The sequence below is a fragment of the Halochromatium glycolicum genome (assembly GCF_016584085.1).
Taxonomy (GTDB): Bacteria; Pseudomonadota; Gammaproteobacteria; order Chromatiales; family Chromatiaceae; genus Lamprobacter; species Lamprobacter glycolicus.
This window is the reverse complement of the sequence record NZ_NRSJ01000008.1, coordinates 80344-104748: the sequence shown is the minus strand read 5'-3', so window position 1 is coordinate 104748 and position 24405 is coordinate 80344. Positions and strand designations below refer to the sequence as shown.

The following is a 24405-nucleotide window of genomic DNA, read 5'->3' as shown; positions in this document are numbered from 1 at the left end:
TCCAAATATGCCCGAACTTCATCCGCAATTCCTAACAAGCCCAGACGGCGAGCGCCTATCTGTCGTCTTACCGATCGCTGAGTACGAAGCCTTGATCGAACGACTTGAGGATCTCGAAGACTTGCAGGAGGCGCGCGAAGCGCTGGCTCAGATCGAACAAGGCGACGAGGACACCATCCCATGGGAAGCCGTGAAGGCGGAACATGGCCTATAAGGTCACCTTCACCAAGGCGGCCAAGCGGCAATTCGACAAGCTGAGCCCAGCGGCTCAACGCCAGCTTGGTAAGGCCGTTGACGCGCTCGCCATCGAGCCGCGCCCGGCCGGCGTCGTCAAGCTATCCGGCGAGGACCACCTGTACCGCATCCGCAGCGGCGACTACCGCGCCATCTACCAGATTCAGGATCAGCGTCTCCTGATCCTCGTCGTCAAAGTCGGACATCGGAGCCAAGTCTATCGTCGACATTGAACCGCTCGCCATCGAGTCGCGTCAAACCGACACCTACTAAGCCGCCGATCCTGGCGGCTTTTTTGTGCCTCTGGGACCGAGCGAATCAATGCGAATCTATTATTCGCCTAATGTTTCGATTTCATTCGCTTAGCGTGTCGGTCAATGCTTGCAAACCATCGCAACGGCTGAGCAATGCGGCTCATCGGTCGCACCGTTGCGCGAGGTTTTGCAATGAAAGCGAATCGCTCAAAGTCCAAGGCATATCAAGACTACTGCGCACGCTGGGGAGTCGATCCAGAGAGCCATCCAAACCGGCCGACGTCCGACTCCATTAAGGGATTCTGCGAGCGCTGGGGCATCAATCCCTCGACTTTCTACCGGCACCCTGAGCTGATGCCGCGAACGATCAAGGTCGCCGGTCAACGGCTCATTCTTGACGCCGACGAGCAGGAATGGATTGAACAACAGCGCCAAGGGAGGGCTGCGTTATGAATGACACGGGTGGAGGCGCCCGGCCGGCTGGCACCGGACCGAGCGCTAAGCAATGCGACCTGTTCGAGTCTGATGATAGCAAGGAGGCGCCCGATGCGTAAGGACTGCCATATGGACCCGGCGCGCTGGATCCGCGAGTTCCGCCAAGCGCTGAAGCTCGGCGACGCCGCGCTCAAGGTCCTGATCTACTGCGAGAGCGGACCGGAGTCGCACCGCACCGGCCTGTATCACGTCTCCGACGGCACAGTCGCGAGCATGGTCGGCGAGCCGATCGACATCGTCGAGCGCGCGTTCGAGGACCTGGAGACGGCCGGCCTGCTGATGCGTGACGCTGACGCCGGCCTGGTCTACCTGCCGGACTACTGCGAGCGGCAATTCGCCTGGAAGGGCAAGGCAACGGCCGCGAAGGACTGGCGCGTCATCGAGGCACGGCGCCATATCGCACGGCTTCCAGCTTCGCATCTGGTCGCGCATTTCCTCGACGCATGGCCCATGCTCCGGCCTCAGCAAAGCCCCTTGGAAGCCCCTTCCAAAGCCCCTTGGCAAGGGACCCCCCATGCCTCCCCCCAAGCCTCAACTACATCTACAGAGAGGGAGGGGACGAGTGGATTGGCGCCCGACGGCCAGCACCACGGCCAGCCGGATGACGATCAGGCCGAGATAAAGCGATCGGCCCGCCGAGGTATCCGGCTGAAGGAGATCGAGCCATCGGTGAAGCTCGGGGATGCAGCATGATCAAGCTCAGCACCCGCACCGAGTATCTGAGCCGATTGTTCGCTGATAACGGCCTGGTCGAGCTACGCCACCATGCCGGCGGTCGCTGGCAGACCGGCTGGTTCACAGACGTTGACCGCATCGAGAGGGAGATTCAGCAGCGTGAGGATCACGGCGACCTGTACACGTCGCTGAATGCACCGCGACCACGGTCAGCACCCAACGCCATGCGCGGCGAGCCGATCACGAATGACGCGATCGGCTGGATCACCCGGCTGCCGTTCGATTTCGATCCGGTTCGACCGGCTGGCGTATGCAGCACGGCCGGCGAGCTCGCAGCGGCGAATCGTCGGCGCGACGGCCTGGTCGCCATGCTGCGCAAGCTGGACTGGCCGATGCCGTTACACGCCCTAAGCGGCAACGGCTACCACGCGCAATATCGCTGTCGGCTGCCGAATAACGGCGAAACCGCGGAGATGCTGCGAGCCATATACAGCGGCCTGCACGCGGAGTATTCCGACGACGAGGTCGACTTCGATCGCTCGGTCCGCAATCCCGGCCGCATCTTCCGGCTCTACGGCACCATAAATCGAAAGGGACCGGACACGCCGGAGCGCCCGCATCGGCGCGCACAATGCTGGATACCGGCGCGATGGAGACAGGTTGACCGGCATTTGATCGAGCGACTAGCGGATCAGTACGCGCGTCGCGCCGAGAACCGACCGCCGAGCAGCGCAGGAGGCGCACAGAGCGGTTTTCGAGCCACCGGCCGAGGCGACTATCGGACACTCGACATCGTCGCTCTCATGCGCGCCCACGACCTGTACCGGCGCGCGCTCGGCAATGGAGCGCACTCGGTCTGGTGCCCTTGGAGAGACGGACACTCGACACCGCACGGCGCGACCGGCGCGGTCATCTTCGAGGACGGCCCGGACACTTGGCCCGGCTTTCATTGCCACCACGGAAGCTGCAACGGCCGGACCATCGCCGACGTCATCGCCAAGCTCGGCGATGCGGATCAGTTCTGTCGCGATGCGTTCAAGGGAAAGAGAGCATCATGATCGAGCTGTACCCATTCCAGCGCCAGCTACTCGACGAGCTGCGAGCCGGCTATGCGGCCGGGCATCGGTGCCAACTCTGTGCGCTCGCCACCGGAGGCGGCAAGACCGTTGTTGCAAGCCATGCGATCAAGGCATCGGCGGACCGAGGGACGACCGCAATGTTCATCGTCGACCGCGTCGAGCTGGTCATGCAAGCCGCGCGGACCTTGGCTGCACTCGGTCTGAAGGTCGGCACATTCCAAGGTGACAACACATTCTTGCGCCCGGACGACGACGTCATCGTCGCATCCATTCAATCGATTAGAGCGCGCGAGGCGCCGCCGGCCGGCTTTGTCATCATCGACGAGGCACACGTCCTGCACAAAGCGCACATCGAGCTGATGCAGCGCTGGAACGCGGTTCCGTTCATCGGCCTGTCGGCGACACCGTTACGGCCGGACCGGGGAAAGCACTTCACCAACCTGGTGCGAGGTCCGACCGTCCGCTGGCTAATCGATCAGGGATTTCTGACGCCGGTTCGCGCGTTCTGTCCGATGAAAGACAAGATCGACAAGGCCCTGGAGTCGGTCAAGGTCCGCGCTGGCGACTTCGTCGAGTCGCATTTAAGGCGATTTCTGTCAAAGCTCATACCGCCTTGCTGGTCTTTTCGCTCGCCTTCTTCGTCGCGCCGCCGGTCACATAGCCCGGCTATACTCCCGGCGACGCTCCTCGAAGGCAAACGAAAATCCTGCGCAATTCGGTACGAGCTTTTCCGGCAATCGCCTAAGCGAAGCCTTCAACCGCAAGGAACTGGTCGGCGACATCATCACCACATGGAAGGAGCGCGCGACCGATCGGCCTACCCTGGTATTCGCGGTCGACATCGCGCATTCAAAGGCGATCATCGAGGATTTCGTCGACGAGGGCATCGCAGCAGCACACTTGGACGCCTACACCACGGCGGACGAACGCGAGCGAATCATCGACGCCTTCCGCACAGGCGAGATCAAGGTCCTGTCGTCGGTCAACGTGCTCGGCATCGGCTTCGACTATCCCGGCGCAAGCTGCGCCATTCTGGCCCGACCTACTCTGTCAGAAGCCTTGCACATGCATCAAATGGGACGCGCCATTCGCAAGGCGGAAGGCAAGACCGATGCGGTTATTCTGGATCATGCCGGCAATACCCTGCGGTTCGGTCTGCCTGAACATTTCGAGGTCCCGGATCTTGGCAAAGCGTACATCAGTCGACCAAGGCGAAGCGCAAGGACAAGAACGACACCATCCGCCGCCGCCTAGACCGGCTCGAAGCAGACGACGACTGGACCATATACCGACCGTGCCCGCACTGCGGCAAGCTGGTGCGTAACGACACCCTAGACAATTGCGCCGCGCACGTCGTCGCGCCGCCTGAATCGGAGCGGCACGGCTGGATCACGCTGCGATGGGCGGGCGGTCAGAGCAACATCGACTGGTGCTAGCCCCGGCTTCGTCCGCACCCAAAGCCGCACGGTCCCACCCTGCGGCTTTTCTTATGGCCGCCGTCGTCGCGACCGTTGAAAACCGTGACCCCAGCCAGGCCGGCCAATTTCCAGACCAGTGCCGATACAAAAAAGCCGCTGTTAAGCGGCTGATTTGACTTTGCATTTCTGGTGGCTACGGGTGGACTCGAACCACCGACATCGGCATTATGAGTGCCGCGCTCTAACCAACTGAGCTACGTAGCCGGCAAGCCGTGCAGAATAGCGTTTCTGCAGGGGCGGGTCAATACCGACCGCGCGGCGCATCGGCGGACTCAGACGTTGAAACGGAAATGGATCACATCGCCGTCCTGGACGATGTATTCCTTGCCTTCACTGCGCAGCTTGCCGGCCTCCTTTGCACCCTGCTCGCCGTTGCAGGCGACGAAGTCGTCGTAGGCGATGACCTCGGCACGGATGAAACCGCGCTCAAAGTCGCTGTGGATCACGCCGGCGGCCTGCGGGGCGGTGGCACCAGCGGGGACGGTCCAGGCGCGGGCCTCTTTTGGCCCGGCGGTGAAGTAGGTCTCGAGCCCGAGCAGCCGATAGCCGGCGCGCACGACGCGGTTCAGGCCGGGCTCGTCGAGCCCGAGATCGGCCATGAACTCGGCGCGCTCGTCCTCGTCGAGCTCGACGATCTCGGCCTCAATCGCGGCGCAGACCGGCACCACGATGGCGCCCTCCCCGGCAGCATGCTCGCGGATGCGCTCGAGCAGCGGATTGTCCGCGAAGCCGTCCTCGGCGACGTTGGCGATGTACATCGTCGGTTTGGCCGTGAGCAGAAACAGCTCGCGCAGCTCAGCGCGCTCGTCGTCGCTGAGCCCCATGGCGCGCACCGGTCGGCCTGCGTCGAGGTGCGCACTGACGCGCTCGAGCAGCGCCTTGCGCGCGAGCTGCGTCTTGTCACCGGTCTTCGATTGCTTGACCGCCTTCTCGAGCGCCTTGCCGACCGTCTCCATGTCGGCGAGCGCCAGTTCGGTGTCGATCACCTCGATATCGCCGATCGGATCGACCCGACCGGCGACATGGACCACATCGTCGTTCTCGAAGCAGCGCACCACATGCGCGATCGCGTCGGTCTCGCGGATGTTGGCGAGGAACTTGTTGCCGAGCCCCTCGCCCTTGGAGGCTCCGGCGACCAGACCGGCGATGTCGACGAACTGCATCGTGGTCGGGATCACATTGGCCGGCTTGACGATCCCGGCGATCACGTCGAGCCGGGCATCGGGCAGCGGCACCACGCCGACATTCGGATCGATGGTGCAGAAGGGATAGTTCTCGGCCGCGATCCCGGATTTGGTTAAGGCGTTGAACAGCGTCGATTTGCCGACGTTCGGCAGACCGACGATCCCGCATTTGAAGCCCATGCTGATGCCCTGCTGACAAAAGCCCGCGATGGTAACGAAAGCCAGGCAGCGCCGCTACAGCAAATGGCGCCCGAGTCAAGGGTGCCCCGAAGTCCTGCTTGCTTCCGCGCGACACCAAGCGCCGGCTCAGTAACGGCTCAGCAACTGCTGTCACCGCCGCGGTTGTAGAGGTCCTCGAAGCGGACGATGTCGTCCTCGCCCAGGTAGCTGCCGGACTGGACCTCGATGATCTCGAGCGCGATGGTGCCCGGATTCTCGAGCCGGTGGGTGGTGCCGATCGGGATGTAGGTCGATTCGTTCTCGGTCAGCAGGAAGACCTTCTCGTCGCAGGTGACCTTGGCGGTGCCCGAGACCACCACCCAGTGCTCGGCGCGATGATGATGCATCTGCATCGAGAGCGCCTCGCCGGGCTTCACGGTCAGACGCTTGACCTGATAGCGCCCGCCCATCGTGATCGACTCGAAGGTGCCCCAAGGGCGATGCACGCGCTGGTGATGCCGGTGCTCGTTGCGCTGCGCCTCGTTCAGGAATTGGGTGACGGTCTTCACATCCTGGGCGCGCTCGCGGTCGGCGACCAGCACCGCGTCCGGGGTCTCGATCACGATCAGATTGTCGACCCCGACCGCCGCCAGCAGCCGGCTCTGCGCGATCAGCAGGTTGTTCCTGGACTCGTGCACGAAGGCATCGCCATCGAGCACGTTGCCGGCCGCGTCCTGCTCGCGCACCTCCCAGAGCGCCGACCAGGCACCGACGTCGGACCAGCCGGCATCGAGCGGCAGCACCAGCGCCGGGTGCTCCGTTGGAGCCTCGGCCTCGGACAAGCGCTCCATCACCGCGTAGTCGATCGAGTCGCTCGGGCAGCCCTTGAAGTGCACCGCGTCGAGCCGCTGGAACTCGCCATCGCGATGGCCCGCCGCCAGTGCGTTCTCGCAGGCCTCGGCGATCTCGGGGCGGAAACGGCGGATCAGCTCCAGCCAGACCGAAGCGCGCATCATGAAGATGCCGCTGTTCCAGAGGTATTCGCCGCTGTCGAGATAACGCTCGGCGGTCGTCCGGTCCGGCTTCTCGACGAACGCATGCAGCCGGTAGGCGCGGCCATTGAGGTCCTCATCCTGCCGGGCCTCGCCCTGCTGGATGTAGCCATAACCGGTCTCCGGCTTTGCGGGCACGATGCCGAAGGTGATCACAGCCCCCTGCTCGGCCAGTGTGGCACCGTCGGCGACCGCGCTGCGGAAGGTCTCGGCATCGACGATCGCGTGGTCGGCCGGGGCAACGAGCAGGACCGGGTCATCATCACCGGCCGCCTCGACGCTCAGTGCCGCGAGCGTCAGCGCCGGCGCGGTGTTGCGGCCGAAGGGCTCGAGCAGGATCGTCGCCAGCTCGCGCCCGAGCAGCCGGAACTGCTCCGCGACCAGGAAGCGATGCGCCTCATTGCAGACAACGACCGGGTCGCGCATCAGTAGCCCAAGCCGCGGATGCTCATCGACCAGGCCATCGAGCCGCAGTGCGGTCTCCTGCAGCATGGTGTGGGCGCCGGTCAGCGGCAGGAATTGTTTCGGGTAGGTCTCGCGCGAGAGGGGCCAGAGCCGGGTGCCCGAGCCGCCGGACAGGATCACAGGCTGAAGGTGCATCGCGTTTCCTCTGCTGGCGCTTGGTGGCTACTGAGGCTTGCTGGCGCTGGGATGCGCGGCGCCGAGGTCGCTCGGTCCGATTCCACGCCGATTTGCGCCAGGAGTATATACCGATCGCCAGCTGGGGTACGGCTCCACAGCGTCCTTCAGCTCAGAGCACGGCCCTTCCTCTAGGCAAACAAGCTTGGCGAGAAGGGACCGCCCTTCACCTTCGGCAAGCCCTGCCTCTACAATCCAGGCTCGTAATTTCCGGTCCCGCGCGTCAGCAGCCACCTCCGTTTGGCCCCCCAGCCGGTGGTCCAGCCGGTGGCCCAGCCGGGCGCGCCTGATCCCTCAGCAGCGAGAGCACCATGAAGATCCTGATCCTCGGCGGCGGTGGCCGCGAGCACGCCCTGGCCTGGAAGGTCGCGCAGTCTCCGCACGCCGATCTGGTCTATGTCGCCCCCGGCAACGGCGGCACCGCGACCGAGCCGGGTGTTGAGAACCTGGCCATCGACGCGCTCGACGCCGAGGCGCTGGTCGCCTTTGCCCAGGACAACGCGGTCGAGCTGTGCATCATCGGCCCGGAAGCCCCCCTGGTCGCCGGGGTCGGTGATGCACTCGCGGCAGCCGGTATTCGCTGTTGCGGCCCCTCGCAGCAGGCGGCCCAACTCGAGGGCTCGAAGGACTTCGCGAAGGCCTTCATGCAGCGGCACGGGATTCCGACCGCGCACTACCGCACCTTCACCGAGCGCGAGTCCGCCCTCGCCTATCTCGATGAGGTCGGCGCCCCGATCGTGATCAAGGCCGACGGACTCGCGGCGGGCAAAGGGGTCGTGGTGGCCGAGGACCTCGAGCGTGCTCGCAACGCCGTTGAAAGCATGCTCGGCGCCGGGCGTTTCGGCAGTGCCGGACAGCGCGTGGTGATCGAGGAGAGGCTGACGGGCGACGAGGTGAGCTTCATCGTGCTGGTCGGCGGCGGCCAGGTGCTGCCATTGGCGACCTCACAGGACCACAAGGCGCGCGACGAGGGCGACCGGGGGCCGAACACGGGCGGCATGGGCGCCTATTCGCCGGCCCCGATCGTCGGCGCGGCGCTCCAGGCGCGGATCATCGACGAGATCATCAAGCCCACCGTCGCTGGCCTCGATGCCGAAGGCATGCCCTACACCGGTTTCCTCTACGCCGGGCTGATGATCGGCCCGGACGGCGCGCCACGGGTGCTCGAGTACAACTGCCGGCTCGGCGATCCGGAAACGCAGCCGATCCTGATGCGGCTCGAGAGCGATCTGGTCGAGCTCTGTCTCGCCGCCACCGATGGCCACCTGGCCTCCGAAACGGCACGCTGGACCGCTCAGGCAGCACTCGGCGTCGTGATCGCAGCCGGTGGTTACCCGGGCGACTATGCCAAAGGCGACCCGATTGCCGGGCTGGAGAGCGCCCCCAGCGAGGACGCCAAGCTGTTCCATGCCGGCACCCGACGGGAAGGCGGACAGACCCTGACACACGGTGGGCGCGTGCTCTGCGCGACCGCACTCGGCGACGACGTCGCCGCCGCAGCCGCCAGGGCCTACTCGCTCGCCGAGGGCATCCACTTCGAGGGTGCCTTCTACCGCCGCGACATCGGCCACCGCGCGATTGGCCGCAGCATCGATGCGAGCTGAAGCGAGCTACCGGTCGCGGTTGAGCCCGTCCAGGCGCGGTCGAACGCGCTCGCTGATCAGTCCCGCGAGCGGCCTCAACTCGGGATAGAGACCTCCAAGCTCCTCGACGTAACCGAGCGTCCGCGGCAGATCGGCCAGATAGCCGTGCCGCCCGTCGCGCACCGCAAGACGGGCGAAGATACCTGCCGCCTTGAGGTGGCGCTGCGCCCCCATCAGATCGAACCAGCGCACGAGTTGCCCCCAATCGGCTGGAACTGGGAGGCGCGCTGCGCGGGCTCGCTCCGCATAGCGCGCCAGCCATCTCAGCACCATCTTCCGCGGCCAAGCGATATAGCAGTCCTTCAGGAGCGAGACGGGGTCATAGGTCAAGGGCCCCAAGACGGCATCCTGCAGGTCCAGCACGCCTGGGTTGGCGAACTCTGACAGCATCAGATTGCGGCTGTGATAATCACGATGGACGGCAACCCGCGGCTGCTCGAGGGCATGCTCGACGAGCTGCCCGAACGCCGCTTCCACCTGGGCCTTCTCAGACGCCGCAAGCTCGAGCTCGAGCAGTGCTTCGAGCAGCCAGTCGACGAACAGGCTCAGCTCACGCCACAGCAACCGTTCGTCGTAGAGCGGCAGGTCCGCCGCGGACAACCCGACCTGGAGCTTGATCAGCGCATCGATCGCGTCACCGTAGAGGGCATCCGCAGTGGTTGTCGTCAAGCGTTTGAGGTAGGTGATGCGGCCCAGGTCCGAGAGCACCAGAAAGCCGCGGCGATGGTCCTCAGCGATCACCTCTGGGCTGTTGATCCCGACCTGCCGGAACGCCCGTGTCAGACGGGCAAAGCGGGCGCTATCCTCCCGCTCCGGCGGGGCGTCGACGGCGATCAGGGTCCAGTCCTGGTATGCGAAACGCCAATAACGGCGAAAGCTGGCGTCCGAAGAGGCCGACTCGAGCGGACCAACCCACTCGGGTCGCACCAGATCGAGCCACTGCTCGAGTAATCGTCTGCGGTCGCCCGACACGCGGCCTCCAGATGGTTGAACGAGCCAGCACAGGGGGTTGTTGCTGTGCGCCCGGTTTGCCGCACCGCGGCGGATGTGCGACCTTACACCGATTTTGCCGGTGATGGCAGCAGACCCCGATTGGGCGGATGGGCCAGCCGCTCGCCCGCAACCGCGAAGACGTAACCAGAGCATGACCGCCCCGGACCGCAGACGCACCCTCGCGAGCGTCGCCCTACTTCTATTCTGGGCGGCAGGGCAGGCCGAGCCACCTGTCGACGCGTCCACTGCCTCTGCGGACCTCCCGCCGTCGCAACTTCGACCGCTCGCGGAAGCTGGGCTCGAGCCCGGGCCAACGAAAGGGGTCGATCGTCCCCAGGCAGGAGACAGCGCACCCAACGCAGCAGCCGCGCAAGCCGGCGCCGTGCCGACGCAATGGCCCACGCAAGAGGCGATGGCGGACGTCGCATCGGCCATACCGAAGGCCGATGACGCCGACCGCCGCAGAGCGGCAGGCGGCGAGCCCCGCCATGCCCCCGGTCGCGAAGCCCGCCTGCATCAGGGGCTCGACTGGACCTTCTGCGGGCCGGCTTCAGCCGGAGGCCGCTCGGTACAAGCCCCGTCTCCGCCGGCGCCGGGGACGCCGATCGACATCGAGACCGGCACGCTGACCTATCAACAGGACACCGGTATCCTGACGCTCGCCGACGGCGTCGATCTGCGCCGTGGCGGCGAGCGCGTCAGCGCCGACGCCATCACCTATGACCGCACCAGCGGGGCGATCGCGACCACAGGAGAGACCTTGGTCGAGCGCTCAGGGGTTCGGCTCATCGGCGATCGCGCACTGCTCAATCTGGAGACCAACCGCGGGCAGATCGAGCATGTGAGCTATCGCTTCTCGGGCAGCGCCAATCTGCGCGGCACCGCCGAGCTCGCCGAACTGGTCGAGCCGTCATTGACCCGTTACAGCGATCTCGTCTACTCCACCTGCCCGCCGGGCGATAACGCCTGGTCGTTGAGGGCCTCGAAGCTGAGGCTGGATCGGAAAAAGGGGATCGGGGTCGCCCGCAACGCCCGGCTCCGGGTCAAGGGCGTCCCGGTCCTCTATATGCCCTATCTGCGCTTCCCGATCGACGACCGGCGCAAGAGCGGCCTGCTGATCCCGACGGTCGGCTCATCGGATGAGAACGGGTTCGAGCTGGTCGTGCCCTATTACTGGAATATCGCTCCGAACATGGACGCGACGCTGTCGCCGCGTTATCTGAGCGAGCGCGGCCTGATGCTCGGGACCGAGTTCCGCTACCTGACCCGGCATGATCAAGGCCGGATCGAGGCCGAGATCATCCCGAATGACAGCCAATACGAAGAGAATGGGGCGCGCTGGGCGCTGAGCCTCGAAGAGGAAGGCCGATGGCTCGGACGGCTCAGCACAGCCCTGGACTTCAGCGCCGTCTCGGACGACGACTATCTCGAGGATTTCGGTAACGGGCTCGATATCACCAGCACGCGGCGGCTGCTGCAGCGCGGCTCAGCGACCTACCACGGACGCGGCTGGTCCTTGATGACGGCCCTAGAGGGGTACCAGACCGTCGATCCCACCATAACCCCAGCGCAGCGCCCCTACGGACGCTTCCCTCAAGTGCTGTTCAATCTGAGCCCGGTCGAGCTCGCCGGCGGGTGGGTCGCCGACCTGAACGCCGAGTACGATTACTTCGATCACAACCACATCGTCCACGGCCAACGGCTGGCGATGCAACCGGCCCTTAGCCTGCCGCTGCGCCGCAGCTATGGGCATCTGATCCCGCGCGTGACACTGAACCTGACCGGCTATGACCTGACCGACACCGCCCCGGGGCAGGCGGGCTCGCCGCATCACAGCATCCCGACGGTCGAGGTCGACGGCAGGCTGGTGTTCGAGCGCAGCACCGAACTGTTAGGGCAGACCGCGATGCAGACCTTAGAGCCGCGGCTGTTCTATCTCTACACGCCCTATGAGGACCAATCGGAGACGCCGGTCTTCGACAGCGCCGAGCTGGACTTCGATTTCGCCAACCTGTTCCGAAGCAACCGCTTCACCGGACGGGACCGCATCGGCGATGCGAACCAGATCACCACGGCATTGACGTCGCGCTACCTGGATGTGCGCACAGGTGAAGAGATGCTGCGTCTGAGCGTCGGCCGCATCCTCTATTTCGCTGATCGAAGGGTCCAGATCACGGGTCCGACCGAGGTCACGGACGAGTCCCCGGTCGCCGGCGAGCTCTCGGCACGTCTGTTCGACGGGTGGCGCGCCCGCGCCAGCTTCGAATGGGATCCGGCTGAAGGGGCCGACCAGTGGGGCCGGCGGACCCTCCAGCTCGGGTACGCGGGCCCCAAGGCGAAACAGCTGCTCAACATGGCCTATCGTTTCGACCGCGGCGCCACGATCGAGAACCGCTATGAGACCACGGACCTCTCGTTCCGGATGCCGGTCTCCAAACAGGTCGAGGTCGTCGGGCGCTGGCTCTACTCATTCGAGAGCGATGAGACCACCGATGCCTTCGCCGGGATCGAATACGGTCAGTGCTGCTGGAAGCTGCGTGTGCTCGGTCGGCACTTCAAGAATCGCCCCGACAGTAACGGAAGCACATCGGTGATGCTCCAACTCGAGCTTGCCGGCCTTGGCGCCTTTGGCAGCTCCATCGACAGTTTTTTGCAACGAGAAGTCTATGGCTATCAAGTCGATTGACAAGGCGGTGAGGCCCTTTCGATTTTGGATCAGGCTGGTCATGATGGCCGCCGCGGTCGCACCCGCGCTCGCTCAAGTGCAGCCGCTCGATGCGATCGTCGCCGTCGTCAATGACGATGTGATCGTCCAGAGCGAACTCGAGGACGAGATCGCGATGCTGATTCCGGAGCTGCAGGCGCGCGGCGCCGCGCTGCCAGACCCGCAAACCCTGCAGCAGCAGATGCTCGATGAACTGATCCTTGAGCGCCTCCAGATCCAGCGAGCACAAAGCCTCGGCCTCGAGGTCGACGAGGCCACGCTCACGGAGGCCCTGACCAACATCGCTGCACGCAACAATATGGGCCTGATGCAGCTGCGCGATGCGCTCGAAGCGAACGGTCTGTCGTTCGAGCAGTTCCGCGAAGACACGCGGCGGCAGATCCTGACCCAACGGCTGCAACAGGAGGACGTGGTCAAGGGCATCCAGGTCAGCGAGCAGGAGGTCGACCGGTTCATGGAGACCAACCGCGACAGCCTGATCAATCGCAGTGAGGTGCGACTCAGCCATATCCTGATCGCGCTGCCGGAGAACCCGACCGACGAGCAGGTCGAGCAGGCCCGAAGCGAGGCGCGCGATCTCGCGCGGCGGCTCCGAGCAGGCGAGGATTTCGCCGCGCTGGCCCGCGCCCGCTCCGATGGCGGCCGTGCCCAGCAGGGCGGTGACCTCGGTTGGTTCCCGATCGGCGAGGTGCCGACGCTGGCCGCGCAGCCCGCCCAGCGCCTCGGTCGCGGCGAGCTGACCGACCCGATCCGCAGCCCGAGCGGTTTTCACATCATCAGGGTCAGCGACATCAAGGGCGACGCGCCGGAACCGGTCACCCAGACGCATGCCCGACACATCCTGATCCGGACCAGCGAGGTGGTCTCGGACGAGGATGCAAAGCGCCGTCTCGAGCAGCTGCGGCTTCGGATCGTCGGCGGCGACGACTTTGCGACCCTCGCGCGCTCGCATTCGGACGATACCGGCTCGGCATTGAACGGCGGCGATCTGGGTTGGGTGAACCCGGGCGACACGGTACCGGACTTCGAGGACGAGATGGATTCGCTGGCACCAGGGGAGATCAGCCAGCCATTCGAGAGCCCGTTTGGCTGGCATATCGTCCAGGTCATCGAGCGCCGTGATCAAGACACGGCCGATGAGCTGCTGCGCCTGCGCGCAAAGGACGCCTTGCGGCTGCGCAAGGCCGAAGAGGCCAAGGAGATTTGGCTACAGCGACTGCGCGATGAGGCCTATGTGGAGATCCGCCTCGATGAGCTCGAAGGCTGAGACCAAACGCCTGGCGCTGACCCCGGGCGAGCCGGCCGGCATCGGCCCAGACCTCTGCGTCGCCCTGGCTCAGCAGACGCAGGCGGTCGAACTGGTCGCCGTCTGCGATCCAGACCTGCTCGAGACCCGCGCTAAGGTCCTCGGACTACCGCTCGCGCTCGAGCCGTTCGACCCCGCCGGACCACCGAGCCCGACTGCGCCGGGCGTGCTGCGAGTCGATGCCGCAGCGCGGCTCGCAACGCCGGGCATACCGGGCGAGCTGAATCCGGACAATGCGAGCTATGTGCTCGAGACGCTGAACGCCGCCTGCGCAGGCTGCCTCAACGGCCGCTGGGAAGCGATGGTCACGGCCCCGGTCCACAAAGGCGTGATCAATGACGCCGGGCTGGCCTTCAGCGGGCACACCGAATTCCTCGCCCAGCGCTGCGCTCAGCTTACGGCCTCCGGCCGCGCCGAGCCGGCACCGGAGCCCCTGATCGAGCCAGTGACCGAGCCAGTGATGGAGCCAGTGATGCTGCTGAGCGCTCCAGTTCTGCGCGTCGCGTTGGCAACCACGCACCTGCCCCTCTCGCAGGTGCCGAATGCGATCACCGCGCCTCGGCTCGAGCACATCATTCGGGTCCTGACCGCCGGGCTGCAGGAGTCCTTCGGGATACCGCGGCCGCGCATCCTGGTCTGCGGGCTCAACCCCCACGCCGGTGAAGGCGGCCATCTCGGTCACGAGGAGCAGGACGTGATCATCCCGCTGCTCGAGCGGTTACGCGCCGAGGGCCTGAACCTCGCGGGTCCAATGCCAGCGGACACGGTCTTCGTACCCCCGCAGCTCGAGCGGGCCGATGCGGTGCTCGCGATGTATCACGATCAGGGGCTGCCGGTGCTGAAGCATCTCGGCTTCGGCCAAGCGGTCAACGTGACTCTCGGCCTACCGATCGTGCGCACCTCGGTCGATCATGGCACCGCCCTCGACCTAGCGGGCTCCGGCCGTGCCGACGCAGGCAGCCTGCGTGCTGCGATCGCGCTCGCGGCGGAGATCGTCACGAAGAAACCCTAACAGAATACCCTCTATGGCCTCGCAAATCAGCAGCTTGTGCAGGCTAGCCAGGCATTTTGATAGGGCCTCTAAACGCCGCCGCGCGGTCTAGCATGGTGATCGCTCCCGAGCGGGCAGCCAGGGCGAAACGCGATGGCGGCCGATTGTCGCCGACGCTTAGAAACTGTCCATCAACTTCTTCCCGATTTACGGGCCAGCGTTGGGCGATCATCGGGAAGTAGAAAATGGACAGCCACTTAGGGCAGGCGATGCGGTTAGCGTCCGTCGCCCGCGATGCTGGCCTGCACCTTCAACGCCAGTTCCAGAGCACGCAGCCCGGTCCGACCGTCGACCAGCGGTCGCTTGCGCTGCCTAACGCAGTCGAGGAAGGCCTCGATCTCCCGATCCAATGGCCGCACAGGCTCCACCTTGATCCGTGAGCGCTGGATCTCGGGTCGCTCAGCCTCTTCACGCCGCTCGGGCGCGGCGATGTCCAATGTCTGCTCGATGAAGTCGAGCGACAGATAGCCGGTCGGCTGAAACACCCGGATACGGCGTGTCTTCTTGTCCGAGACCCTGCTTGCAACGGCATTGGCCACGGTGCCGCTGCTGAATTCGAGGCGGGCGCTGGCGATATCGATCCGGTCCGTCAGCACCGGCGTACCGACGGCCCGTACATCGACCAGCTCCCCTTCGACCAGGGCGAGGATGATGTCCAGGTCATGGATCATCAGGTCCGCGACCACATCGACATCGGTTGCGCGCTCGACAAACCCACCCATGCGCTGGGCTTCGATATAACGCGGCCCGTCGATCCGAGCCGCCAAGGCCATGATGCCGGCGTTGAAGCGCTCCAGATGCCCGACTTGAAGCACCAGACCCTGCTGCTCGGCGGCCTTGACGATTGCCGCACCGTCGCTCGCACCGACCGCGAGCGGCTTCTCCAATAGGACGTGGATGCCTTGCTCGAGGTAGGCACAGGCGATCTCGCGATGCGCAGTCGTCGGCACGGCGATGCTGACCGCATCGACCTGTCCGATCAGTGCCAATGGATCATCCCACCCTGGGCAGCCGGCCTCGTCGGCGACCGTCGCGATCCGTGCCGGATCGGTATCGCAGACCCCAACGAGCTCAGCCTGCTCGAGGCGAGAGTAGATCAGCGCATGGAACCGGCCAAGATAGCCAACCCCAATGACACCAACCTTGAGCGGAGCCTGACTGTGATCGGGCATGCCGAGCAGGGCGTCGGGAATCAGCCGTCGACAATCGACGGAGTCGGTGCCCGTTCGGCCATTGGTTGAACCTGCGCCCCGTAATAGAGACTGATCTGGTAGCCGAGGGTCAACGTCATACCGACGGTCAAACCCGTGAGTAGAACCTTGAACAGATCGGGGCGGCGGCCGCGACGCTTCGGTGACATGTGCTCGATCAGCTCAGTTTGGCGTGTGAGTGAGGTGGCGCCCGCCGCCCGGAACAACGACCCCGATGGTCCCGGGCACTGGCGGCCAACCGATTGGGCACCGCGCGAACGCTGCCTCTAGGGCGTTATTATCCACGAGCAAACTCGGCCTGTCTGCGGTCGGGGTCACATTCATTGCCGAATCCCCCGAGCGGATGGCGATCAGGCCGCCATCGCTTCGACGAGAAGCGCTGCCCGACCCAGCAGTCTTTGCAACCTCTCGCTGCTCGCGCGGCAGTGGCGATGATCCATGCCTGCGGCTCAACCCGCCACCTGTGTGCGCGACACCCTTCGCCGTCCAGGTCCGCTATGCTGTTGGGATGGGCTCGGCGCAGCGCTCAGGTTCGAGACCAGCCCGGCCCCGCCAGGCGAGTGATTGGCCGCAGACAATCAACTCCGCTCCTACCCGCAGCACGGGACGCCGCTCAACCGGACGCTCACACGCATGCCAACCAGCCTCGAGACCCTCCGCGCAGCCGATACCGCTCATGCCGTCGAGATCGCCGAGCGCGTCTGGTGGGTCGGCCACGTGATCCCCGATGACAACTTTCAATGCCATGTCTACCTGATCGAGCAGGGCGATCAATCGGTCCTGCTCGATCCCGGCTCCCAACTGACCTTCAAGCATACCCTGCGCAAGATCGAGGAGGTCGTGCCCTTTGGCGCGATCCGATGGTTCGTATGCCACCACCAGGACCCGGATATCGCCGCGTCCATGCCGCTGATCGACGCCCTCGTCAGCCGTCCCGATGCCGCCCTCGTCACCCACTGGCGTGCCCATGCCTTGCTCAAGCACTACGGACTGGCACTGCCCTTCTGGCTCATCGAAGAGCATGACTGGCGCCTGCCGCTCGAAGATCGGACGCTCGAGTTCATCTTCACCCCCTACGCCCACTTTCCCGGCGCCTTCTGCAGCTTCGATTGGCATACACGGGTCCTGTTCTCCAGCGATCTCTTCGGCGGTTTCACCGCAACGCCGCAGCTCGTCGCTGTCGACGAGACCTACCTGAACGCCGCGCGGCCGTTCCACGAGCACTATATACCGAGCACCGATATCCTCGATTACGCGCTGACCCAGCTCGAGCGCTTCCCGATCGCGGCCATCGCGCCCCAGCACGGCTCAATCATCCCGGCGCATCTGATCGATTTCATGATCGACAAGCTGCGACATCTCCAATGCGGGATCTATCTGCTCGGCCAGCATGACACCGATATCCAGCGCCTCTCGGAGCTCAATCGAACGCTGCGCGAGATCACCGAGACGATGTTGCTGTATCGAGATTTCAGGGACATCGCGACGCGTCTCCTCGCCGTGATCCAGCGCAGTCTGCCAGTGGCCCATATCGATTACTACGCCCAGCTGCCGAGTGAGGAGTTCCTCGCGCTCAAGGCCAAGGCCCGCTTTGTCGGCATCATCGAGCCCCGGGTACCGGAGGCCTGTCATTTCTTCGGGCACACGCTGGGCGAGTGGGAACGCGCGCATCAGCACGACCCAGCCCTGCGGGATCACTGGCTTCATAAGCAAGGATTCTGCATGCAGTCGGGGGCTGGCGGTGCTGCGGTGATCGCGATCCCGCTCGCGGTGCAGGATAGCGAGGTGGTCGACGCAATGGCGCTGATGACGTTCGACGAGCAGCCTGTGATCGATGAGAACGCCGCGCAGATGATCGCGCAGATGATCGAGCCGCTGAAGGTCGCGCTCGAGCGCGAGGTCATCTACCGCTCGATCGATCTCGAGCGCGAGCGCGCCTACCAGCGCTCGATCCGCGACCCGCTGACCAAGCTATTCACCCGCTTCTACATGCAAGACGTGCTGCAGCGCCATCTTGCTCTGCAGGAGCGCAACATGGCGCCGCCGGTTGCGGCCCTGATGATCGACCTCGATTACTTCAAGCAGATCAACGATCACTACGGTCACGGTGCCGGTGACCGTGTGCTGGAGCAGGTCGCGGAATCGATCAGCAAGAGCTGCCGCAGCGCCGATGTACCGGTGCGTTTCGGGGGTGAAGAGTTTCTCGTGCTGGTGATCGGTCAGGGGCTGGACGGGGCAGTCGCGCTCGCGCAGCGCTTGCACGCGCTGATCGAGCAGCAACCAATCGATATCGGCGAGTCCGAGCCACTGCGGGTCACGGCAAGCCTCGGCCTCGCCGAGCGGCATCCAGACGAAGCAATCGATGCGCTGATCCATCGCGCCGACACGGCCCTCTACGAGGCCAAGCGGGCCGGGCGCAATTGCTACCGCGTTGCCGGACAGGGGATTGCCTAAGAGGCACGCTCAAAACGGCCGTTTGACTCGCGCAAGCTCCTGATTTAATGGCCATAGGAGCCGTTCTGTTAGGGCCTCTAACAAGTAGGGTCGCTCGCCTCCAGAGGCCATCCTGTCAGGGCCTTTCGGTCGTTGCGGACGGCGGGCGATGCGTGGGCGGTACGGCATGGAGACCCAGCGCGTCGCGCATATAGTGTGGGAAATCCGGATTGAGCCAGCCATCGGCCGCAAGTTTGGCCGGGTCCGGCCTGAGCCGGGCCGTGTAATCGAGCACCGCCGCCCGTTCAGCCGCAGAGAGGTCTTTGATCTCGTCAGTCATCTTGGAATCGGCATTCTTCCGCTCGCCGCTGCGGATGGCGTCGAACTGACGCATCAGATAGGCGTAGTGCTGCCCGGCGATAGCCGGGATATGTTCTTCTGCGTCACCCTCGCCCTTCGCACCATGGCAATCGGCGCAGTGCCGCTCGTACAGTTCCGCCCCGAGCTCGAGATCGGTCCCCGGCCCGAGCCCATTGTTCGGAGTCATCGGCAGTTGCGCGACATAGGCCGCCACATCGGCGATCTCCTGTGGTCCGCCAAGGATCAACGGCACCGAGAAGGGATACATTAGCGGGTTTTCGCGGTTACCGGCGCGGAAATCGGCCAGTTGCTTGATGGTGACCGTGCGCAGTTGGCCCGCAATCTGCGGATAGGTGCCGTCCGTGCTGCCCCATCCCTCGGGTAGATGGCAGACGGCGCAGGTGAGGTAGACCTGCCGCCCGCGCTCAACGCTCGGGGTCAGCGACAGCACCTCGTCGTACTCGCGCTCGGCGATCTCGGCAGGGGTGTCCGCCCAGAGCCCCTCCGCCCAGAGCACCGGTGTCAGGGCAGCGCTCAGCAGTGCGGCGCTGAATCGCAGCTGGCGTCGATCCATGCTTTCCTCCGGTTTTTGGCAGCCTAGATGGTCTACGCGCTTGACCCGCTTGAACGGTCATCACGCGATGGTTGCTTGCGCCCAGCCCGGCCGCTGTTGTTTGTGCTGTTGTCGACCAGGTGCGCGCGAGTATAGCGCCAGCCTCCTTCGCTTGCGAAAGCGGCATCGCGGCCTGCTTGCAATCTCACCGAGCACTGGTCTCCGGGATGACCTGAATCGGCCATCGTCGCTGCAGCAGCGCCGGGGTTTCAGCCCTCGCAATCTGTCCACAAGCCAATCCCTCAACGGCGCGCACCATCGCGGTTTTCGCGCGAGTTATCCACAAATCTTGCATAGCCTGTCCAGAGCCTATGCGCAGACAAAGCACAAGATATTGTGGTTGACATGATTGACACTGGGTATATATTGAGCCCAGACAGCGATCACCCGACTCGCACGCTCAAGCATTCACTGTCGCGCACACGCGGTGCAGCCGGCGCAGCCTCGACGCGCCCCTGCCTTGCTGCGTCGCCAGCGATCTGCGCCGTGACGACCGACCATCACCCGAGGACGAAGCCATGACTGCTGCCGACGAGACCGTTCAGACACCGCACCGGCCGGACGCCGAGTCGCCCACGCAGCGGCAGCAGGGGACCTCACCCGAGCTGAGCCCGAGCACCGAGACCGCGGCCCACAGGCCGGGCCAGGTCCAGGTGATCCGGCGCAATGGCAAGGTCACCCATTTCGACCCGAGCAAGATCAAGGTCGCGATGACCAAGGCCTTCCTCGCGGTCGAGGGCAGCGGCGCGGCCGCTTCCAGCCGCATCCACCATCTGGTCGACGAACTCGCCGAGCAGGTCGTCGCCGCGCTGACCCGGCGGCTGCCGGGCGGCGGCACCGTCCATATCGAGGACATCCAGGACCAGGTCGAGCTCGCGCTGATGCGCGCCGGTGAGCACAAGGTGGCACGCGACTACGTGCTCTATCGCGACGCCCGGGCCCGTGAGCGGGCCGAGAAGGCGGCCGCCGCCGGCCCCGCCGGTGACGCAACGCCGGGGCTGAACGTCACCCTCGCCGACGGCAGCACCCGGCCGTTGGATACCGAGCGTCTGCGCCGGCTGGTCGAGGAGGCAGCCACCGGGCTCGATGGCGTCGATCCAGAGGCGATCCTCGCCGACACCCTGCGCAACCTGTTCGATGGGGTCAACGAGGCCGATGTCGGCCAGGCGTTGGTGATGTCGGCGCGGGCGTTGATCGAGCGCGAGCCGGCCTACAGCCGGGCCGCCGCCCGCCTCCTGCTCGACAGCCTCCGGCGCGAGGCGCTCGGTGAGCTCGGCATGGCGGTCGGCGTCGAGACGCAAGCCGAGATGGGCGCGCGCTACGCCGACTATTTCGCCGCCTACATCAAGACCGCCGGCGATCGGGAGCTGCTCGACAAGCAGCTGCGGCAATTCGATCTGGCTCGCCTCGGCGCCGCGCTCAAGCCGGAGCGCGACCTGCAGTTCAACTATCTCGGGCTGCAGACGCTCTATGACCGCTATTTCATCCATACCGCCGAGGGGCCGCGCATCGAATTGCCGCAGGCGTTCTTCATGCGCGTCGCGATGGGGCTCGCGATCAACGAGATCGACCGCGAGGAGCGCGCGATCGAGTTCTACGAGCTGCTCTCGAGCTTCGACTTCATGAGCAGCACGCCGACCCTGTTCAACTCCGGCACGCTGCGCCCGCAGCTCAGCTCCTGCTACCTGACCACGGTGCCGGACGATCTCGACGGCATCTACGGCGCGATCAAGGACAATGCGCTGCTGTCCAAGTTCGCCGGCGGCCTCGGCAACGACTGGAGCCGCGTGCGCGGCATGGGCGCGCACATCAAGGGCACCAACGGCAAGAGCCAGGGTGTGGTGCCCTTCTTGAAGGTCGCCAACGATACCGCGGTGGCCGTCAACCAGGGCGGCAAGCGCAAGGGCGCGGTCTGCGCCTATCTCGAGACCTGGCACATCGACATCGAGGAGTTCGTCGAGCTGCGCAAGAATACCGGCGACGACCGGCGGCGCACGCACGATATGAACACCGCCAACTGGGTGCCGGACCTGTTCATGAAGCGGGTCGCCGAGGACGCGCACTGGACGTTGTTCTCGCCCGACGAGACGCCGGACCTGCACGACCTGACCGGTCAGGCGTTCGAGCAGGCCTATCTGGCCTATGAGGAACGCGCCGCGCGCGGTGAGCTGAAGGTCAGCAAGCGGGTCAAGGCGGTCGATCTCTGGCGCAAGATGCTGGCGATGCTGTTCGAGACCGGCCATCCCTGGCTGACCTTCAAGGACCCGTGCAACCTGCGCTACACCAATCAGCACGTCGGCCAGGTGCACAGCTCCAACCTCTGCACCGAGATCACCTTGCACACCAACGATCAGGAGATCGCGGTCTGCAACCTGGGCTCGGTCAACCTGGCCGCGCATGTGACCGAGCGCGGGCTCGATACCGAGCGGCTGCGCAAGACGGTGCGCACGGCGATGCGCATGCTCGACAACGTGATCGACTACAACTTCTACAACGTGCCGCAGGCGCGCAACGCGAACCTGCGCCACCGTCCGGTCGGGCTCGGGCTGATGGGCTTTCAGGATGCGCTCTACCAGCTGCGCCTCCCCTACGCGAGCCAAGAGGCGGTGCGCTTCGCCGATCAGAGCATGGAGATGCTCTCGTACTACGCGATCGAGGCCAGCACCGAGCTGGCCGCCGAGCGCGGGCGCTATCAAAGCTTCGATGGCAGCCTCTGGAGCCAGGGCATCCTGCCGATCGACAGCATCGAGCGGTTGGCCGCGGGGCGCGGCGGCTATCTGGAGATGGATACCGATACGACGCTCGACTGGGGCGGCCTGCGTGAGCGCGTGCGCCAGGTCGGGATGCGCAACAGCAACTGCATGGCGATCGCGCCGACCGCGACGATCAGCAACATCGTTGGTGTCGGCCAGTCGATCGAGCCGACCTATCAGAACCTGTTCGTGAAGTCGAACCTCTCGGGCGAGTTCACGGTGGTCAATCCGTTCCTGGTCGAGGACCTGAAGGCGCTGGGGCTCTGGGACAGCGTGATGGTCAGCGATCTGAAGTACTACGACGGCAGCGTGCAGCAGATCGAGCGCATTCCGGATGAGCTCAAGGCGTTGTATGCGACCGCGTTCGAGATCGATCCGCGCTGGCTGGTCGAGGCCGGCAGCCGGCGGCAGAAGTGGCTGGATCAGGCGCAGAGCCTGAACCTGTACATGAGCGAGCCATCGGGCAAGAAGCTCGATAATCTATACAAGCTGGCCTGGGTCCGGGGGCTGAAGACGACCTATTACCTGCGCTCAATGGGCGCGACCCATGTCGAGAAGTCGACGATGGATGATTCGAGCAAGGCGAATCGGCTGTCGGCGGTTGGTGGTAGCTATGTCTCGCCGGGGAAGGCGAAGTCGAATGGCGGCGGCAAGCCGGCGACCGCGAGCGCAGCGCCGCAGGCCTGTGCGATCGATGATCCGGAGTGTGAGAGCTGTCAGTGAGGTCTTGAGGAGCGGAGGTCGCGGAGCTCGGGGCAGGATGCTACATCAGCCGCTGGGGGCGGCTGGGCTCGAGCCCTGGTGCCAGGGTCGCGCCGCCACCCCGAGCGGCTGTCGGGCGGACGCCGTGAATACGTCCTTGTAGGCTCGGCGATCGCCATCCTGGCGATCGACGCCGCCCGACAGCCGCTCGGGGTGGCGGCGCAGCGGTGTTCGAGCATTCGAGCCTGCAAGGCCCTCAACACCTGCACGGCAGTCGCAGCGGACTGCCCCTATTCCATAACCGCATCAGCTGGATGCGCAGGTTCATGCAATGACCGAGTTGATCAAGCCAGCTGCCGAGTGGGTCGCCGCCTTCGTCGAGGCGGTTGGAGTCGGCATCATCGGCGCCGTCAGTCTGTTCGTGGTCGTGCTATTCGTAGTGCGTTTGCTGCAGCAGCGGTCGGTGCGCTCGGCCTACGAGGAGGTGCGGCTAGTGCTCGGGCGCGGGATCTTGCTCGGCCTCGAGTTCCTGGTCGCGGCCGATATCGTGCATACGGTCGCCGTGGAGCTCACCTTCCAGACGGTCGGGGTGCTGGCGATCATCGTGCTGATCCGGACCTTCTTGAGCGTCACACTGGAGCTGGAATTGACCGGCCGCTGGCCTTGGCAGAAGGCCGATGAAACAGAGTGAGCCGAGGCGAGCGATGAGCGATTTGCCCCCTGCGGTGGATCTAATGCACCGCGTCGAGGGACGCTTCACGACGCTGCTCGCGGACCCGCCTTGGCGGTTCCAGAACCGCACCGGGAAGATGGCACCGGAGCACCAGCGCCTGCTGCGCTATCCGACCCTTGACCTGGAAGCGATCAGCGCCTTGCCGATCAGTCAGTTATGCACCGATTCGGCCCATCTCTACCTGTGGGTGCCGAATGCGCTGCTCGCCGAGGGGCTGCAGGTGATGCAGGCTTGGGGCTTCACCTACAAGACGAATCTGGTCTGGTACAAGGTTCGCAGGGATGGTGGACCGGACGGGCGCGGTGTCGGGTTCTACTTCCGTAACGTCACCGAGCTGCTGTTGTTCGGGGTGCGCGGCAGCCTGCGCACGCTCGCGCCCGGCCGTACCCAAGTGAACCTGCTGGCAACCCGCAAGCGCGAGCACTCGCGCAAACCCGAGGAGGTCTACGAGCTGATCGAGCGCTGCTCACCAGGCCCCTACCTGGAGCTGTTCGCACGATTTCCGCGCCCACACTGGCAGCAATGGGGGAATGAAACCGTCGAAGCGGCTTCCCCTAAGAGCGCCCCGCAACCGGATCTGATCTCAAGCCTTGACGAAGGGTCGCCGTTCCTGTGTCCCTGAACCGCGCGGGA

The 24405-nt window shown here is 65.1% G+C and carries 20 protein-coding genes, 1 tRNA gene and 1 pseudogene; 15 read left to right on the top strand and 7 right to left on the bottom strand.

Going from position 1 to position 24405, the window contains the following annotated elements; translation table 11 throughout:
- The first annotated feature begins 7 nt into the window (after positions 1-7).
- The 7 genes and pseudogenes from CKO40_RS06800 (at position 8) to CKO40_RS06770 (ending at position 3991) form a co-directional block, all read left to right on the top strand.
- The gene (locus tag CKO40_RS06800) at positions 8-214 is read left to right on the top strand and encodes a hypothetical protein (RefSeq protein WP_200345444.1); all 207 of its coding nucleotides are present in this window, start codon (positions 8-10) and stop codon (positions 212-214) included.
- Entirely contained in the window at positions 204-467 is a 264-nt protein-coding gene (locus CKO40_RS06795) for a type II toxin-antitoxin system RelE family toxin (protein WP_200345443.1), read from the top strand. Before CKO40_RS06800 ends, CKO40_RS06795 begins: the two co-directional genes overlap by 11 nt.
- 213 nt (positions 468-680) lie before the next feature.
- Positions 681-941, top strand: coding sequence for a hypothetical protein (locus tag CKO40_RS06790; protein WP_200345442.1), 261 nt, complete (start codon positions 681-683; stop codon positions 939-941).
- Positions 942-1034: 93 nt separating this feature from the next.
- Positions 1035-1676 carry a hypothetical protein gene (locus tag CKO40_RS06785; RefSeq protein WP_200345441.1) on the top strand — a complete coding sequence of 214 codons (642 nt, stop codon included), beginning with the start codon at positions 1035-1037 and terminating at the stop codon, positions 1674-1676.
- Positions 1673-2716, top strand: a complete 1044-nt coding sequence (locus CKO40_RS06780) for a hypothetical protein (protein ID WP_200345440.1) — start codon at positions 1673-1675, stop codon at positions 2714-2716. The genes CKO40_RS06785 and CKO40_RS06780 overlap by 4 nt, the downstream gene beginning before the upstream one ends.
- A pseudogene (locus CKO40_RS25280) lies at positions 2713-3087 on the top strand (DEAD/DEAH box helicase); the annotation flags it as partial. The gene CKO40_RS06780 and the pseudogene CKO40_RS25280, both read left to right, overlap by 4 nt.
- Before the next feature lie 307 nt (positions 3088-3394).
- Positions 3395-3991 (top strand): helicase-related protein, encoded by a 597-nt coding sequence (locus CKO40_RS06770; protein ID WP_200345471.1) that lies wholly within the window; start codon positions 3395-3397, stop codon positions 3989-3991.
- A gap of 351 nt (positions 3992-4342) precedes the next feature.
- Here the strand turns inward: CKO40_RS06770 and CKO40_RS06765 are convergent.
- The 3 genes from CKO40_RS06765 to CKO40_RS06755 form a co-directional block, all read right to left on the bottom strand.
- Positions 4343-4419 (bottom strand) — tRNA-Met (locus CKO40_RS06765).
- Between the two features lie 68 nt (positions 4420-4487).
- Positions 4488-5579 carry a redox-regulated ATPase YchF gene (gene ychF, locus CKO40_RS06760; RefSeq protein WP_200345439.1) on the bottom strand — a complete coding sequence of 364 codons (1092 nt, stop codon included), beginning with the start codon at positions 5577-5579 and terminating at the stop codon, positions 4488-4490.
- A gap of 137 nt (positions 5580-5716) precedes the next feature.
- Positions 5717-7210, bottom strand: coding sequence for a mannose-1-phosphate guanylyltransferase/mannose-6-phosphate isomerase (locus tag CKO40_RS06755; RefSeq protein WP_200345438.1), 1494 nt, complete (start codon positions 7208-7210; stop codon positions 5717-5719).
- 350 nt (positions 7211-7560) lie between these two features.
- On the opposite strand from CKO40_RS06755, the gene purD reads away from it, so the two are divergent.
- Positions 7561-8853: a phosphoribosylamine--glycine ligase gene (purD, locus tag CKO40_RS06750; RefSeq protein ID WP_200345437.1), complete on the top strand. Its 1293-nt coding sequence runs from the start codon at positions 7561-7563 to the stop codon at positions 8851-8853.
- Positions 8854-8859: 6 nt separating this feature from the next.
- On the opposite strand, the gene CKO40_RS06745 is transcribed toward purD, so the two are convergent.
- Positions 8860-9864, bottom strand: a complete 1005-nt coding sequence (locus tag CKO40_RS06745) for an aminoglycoside phosphotransferase family protein (RefSeq protein WP_338074132.1) — start codon at positions 9862-9864, stop codon at positions 8860-8862.
- A gap of 172 nt (positions 9865-10036) precedes the next feature.
- Between CKO40_RS06745 and CKO40_RS06740 the strand changes: the two genes are divergently transcribed.
- The 3 genes from CKO40_RS06740 to pdxA are packed head-to-tail and all read left to right on the top strand — an operon-like array spanning position 10037 to position 14928.
- Complete coding sequence (locus tag CKO40_RS06740) at positions 10037-12571, top strand: LPS-assembly protein LptD (protein WP_242476877.1); 2535 nt, start codon at positions 10037-10039, stop codon at positions 12569-12571.
- Positions 12552-13877: a peptidylprolyl isomerase gene (locus tag CKO40_RS06735; RefSeq protein ID WP_200345435.1), complete on the top strand. Its 1326-nt coding sequence runs from the start codon at positions 12552-12554 to the stop codon at positions 13875-13877. The genes CKO40_RS06740 and CKO40_RS06735 overlap by 20 nt, the downstream gene beginning before the upstream one ends.
- Positions 13861-14928, top strand: a complete 1068-nt coding sequence (gene pdxA, locus CKO40_RS06730) for a 4-hydroxythreonine-4-phosphate dehydrogenase PdxA (RefSeq protein ID WP_200345434.1) — start codon at positions 13861-13863, stop codon at positions 14926-14928. The genes CKO40_RS06735 and pdxA overlap by 17 nt, the downstream gene beginning before the upstream one ends.
- Positions 14929-15182: 254 nt before the next feature.
- Here pdxA and CKO40_RS06725 read toward each other — a convergent pair whose 3' ends face one another.
- Complete coding sequence (locus CKO40_RS06725) at positions 15183-16139, bottom strand: Gfo/Idh/MocA family protein (RefSeq protein ID WP_200345433.1); 957 nt, start codon at positions 16137-16139, stop codon at positions 15183-15185.
- A 20-nt stretch (positions 16140-16159) separates the two neighbouring features.
- Positions 16160-16327 carry a hypothetical protein gene (locus CKO40_RS06720; RefSeq protein WP_200345432.1) on the bottom strand — a complete coding sequence of 56 codons (168 nt, stop codon included), beginning with the start codon at positions 16325-16327 and terminating at the stop codon, positions 16160-16162.
- Between the two features lie 484 nt (positions 16328-16811).
- On the opposite strand from CKO40_RS06720, the gene CKO40_RS06715 reads away from it, so the two are divergent.
- Positions 16812-18632 carry an oxygen-binding di-iron domain-containing protein gene (locus CKO40_RS06715; RefSeq protein WP_200345431.1) on the top strand — a complete coding sequence of 607 codons (1821 nt, stop codon included), beginning with the start codon at positions 16812-16814 and terminating at the stop codon, positions 18630-18632.
- A gap of 115 nt (positions 18633-18747) precedes the next feature.
- Here CKO40_RS06715 and CKO40_RS06710 read toward each other — a convergent pair whose 3' ends face one another.
- Positions 18748-19545: a c-type cytochrome gene (locus CKO40_RS06710; RefSeq protein ID WP_200345430.1), complete on the bottom strand. Its 798-nt coding sequence runs from the start codon at positions 19543-19545 to the stop codon at positions 18748-18750.
- Between the two features lie 557 nt (positions 19546-20102).
- Between CKO40_RS06710 and CKO40_RS06705 the strand changes: the two genes are divergently transcribed.
- From CKO40_RS06705 to CKO40_RS06695, 3 genes are all read left to right on the top strand, one after another.
- Positions 20103-23060, top strand: coding sequence for a ribonucleoside-diphosphate reductase subunit alpha (locus tag CKO40_RS06705; protein ID WP_200345429.1), 2958 nt, complete (start codon positions 20103-20105; stop codon positions 23058-23060).
- A 310-nt stretch (positions 23061-23370) separates the two neighbouring features.
- Complete coding sequence (locus CKO40_RS06700; protein WP_200345428.1) at positions 23371-23730, top strand: DUF1622 domain-containing protein; 360 nt, start codon at positions 23371-23373, stop codon at positions 23728-23730.
- 13 nt (positions 23731-23743) lie between these two features.
- Positions 23744-24394, top strand: coding sequence for an MT-A70 family methyltransferase (locus tag CKO40_RS06695; RefSeq protein ID WP_200345427.1), 651 nt, complete (start codon positions 23744-23746; stop codon positions 24392-24394).
- Positions 24395-24405: the final 11 nt, after the last annotated feature.

Excerpts from the sequence above, each read along its gene's own strand:
- CKO40_RS06740 (WP_242476877.1), top strand. The coding sequence starts at position 10,037 with ATGACCGCCCCGGACCGCAGACGCACCCTCGCGAGCGTCGCCCTACTT.
- CKO40_RS06800 (WP_200345444.1), top strand. The coding sequence starts at position 8 with ATGCCCGAACTTCATCCGCAATTCCTAACAAGCCCAGACGGCGAGCGC.
- CKO40_RS06710 (WP_200345430.1), bottom strand. The coding sequence starts at position 19,545 with ATGGATCGACGCCAGCTGCGATTCAGCGCCGCACTGCTGAGCGCTGCC.
- CKO40_RS06725 (WP_200345433.1), bottom strand. The coding sequence starts at position 16,139 with ATGCCCGATCACAGTCAGGCTCCGCTCAAGGTTGGTGTCATTGGGGTT.
- CKO40_RS06705 (WP_200345429.1), top strand. The coding sequence starts at position 20,103 with ATGACTGCTGCCGACGAGACCGTTCAGACACCGCACCGGCCGGACGCC.
- CKO40_RS06790 (WP_200345442.1), top strand. The coding sequence starts at position 681 with ATGAAAGCGAATCGCTCAAAGTCCAAGGCATATCAAGACTACTGCGCA.
- CKO40_RS06735 (WP_200345435.1), top strand. The coding sequence starts at position 12,552 with ATGGCTATCAAGTCGATTGACAAGGCGGTGAGGCCCTTTCGATTTTGG.
- CKO40_RS06795 (WP_200345443.1), top strand. The coding sequence starts at position 204 with ATGGCCTATAAGGTCACCTTCACCAAGGCGGCCAAGCGGCAATTCGAC.
- CKO40_RS06780 (WP_200345440.1), top strand. The coding sequence starts at position 1,673 with ATGATCAAGCTCAGCACCCGCACCGAGTATCTGAGCCGATTGTTCGCT.
- CKO40_RS06715 (WP_200345431.1), top strand. The coding sequence starts at position 16,812 with ATGCCAACCAGCCTCGAGACCCTCCGCGCAGCCGATACCGCTCATGCC.
- CKO40_RS06720 (WP_200345432.1), bottom strand. The coding sequence starts at position 16,327 with ATGTCACCGAAGCGTCGCGGCCGCCGCCCCGATCTGTTCAAGGTTCTA.
- CKO40_RS06785 (WP_200345441.1), top strand. The coding sequence starts at position 1,035 with ATGCGTAAGGACTGCCATATGGACCCGGCGCGCTGGATCCGCGAGTTC.
- pdxA (WP_200345434.1), top strand. The coding sequence starts at position 13,861 with ATGAGCTCGAAGGCTGAGACCAAACGCCTGGCGCTGACCCCGGGCGAG.
- purD (WP_200345437.1), top strand. The coding sequence starts at position 7,561 with ATGAAGATCCTGATCCTCGGCGGCGGTGGCCGCGAGCACGCCCTGGCC.
- CKO40_RS06700 (WP_200345428.1), top strand. The coding sequence starts at position 23,371 with ATGACCGAGTTGATCAAGCCAGCTGCCGAGTGGGTCGCCGCCTTCGTC.
- CKO40_RS06695 (WP_200345427.1), top strand. The coding sequence starts at position 23,744 with ATGAGCGATTTGCCCCCTGCGGTGGATCTAATGCACCGCGTCGAGGGA.
- CKO40_RS06755 (WP_200345438.1), bottom strand. The coding sequence starts at position 7,210 with ATGCACCTTCAGCCTGTGATCCTGTCCGGCGGCTCGGGCACCCGGCTC.
- ychF (WP_200345439.1), bottom strand. The coding sequence starts at position 5,579 with ATGGGCTTCAAATGCGGGATCGTCGGTCTGCCGAACGTCGGCAAATCG.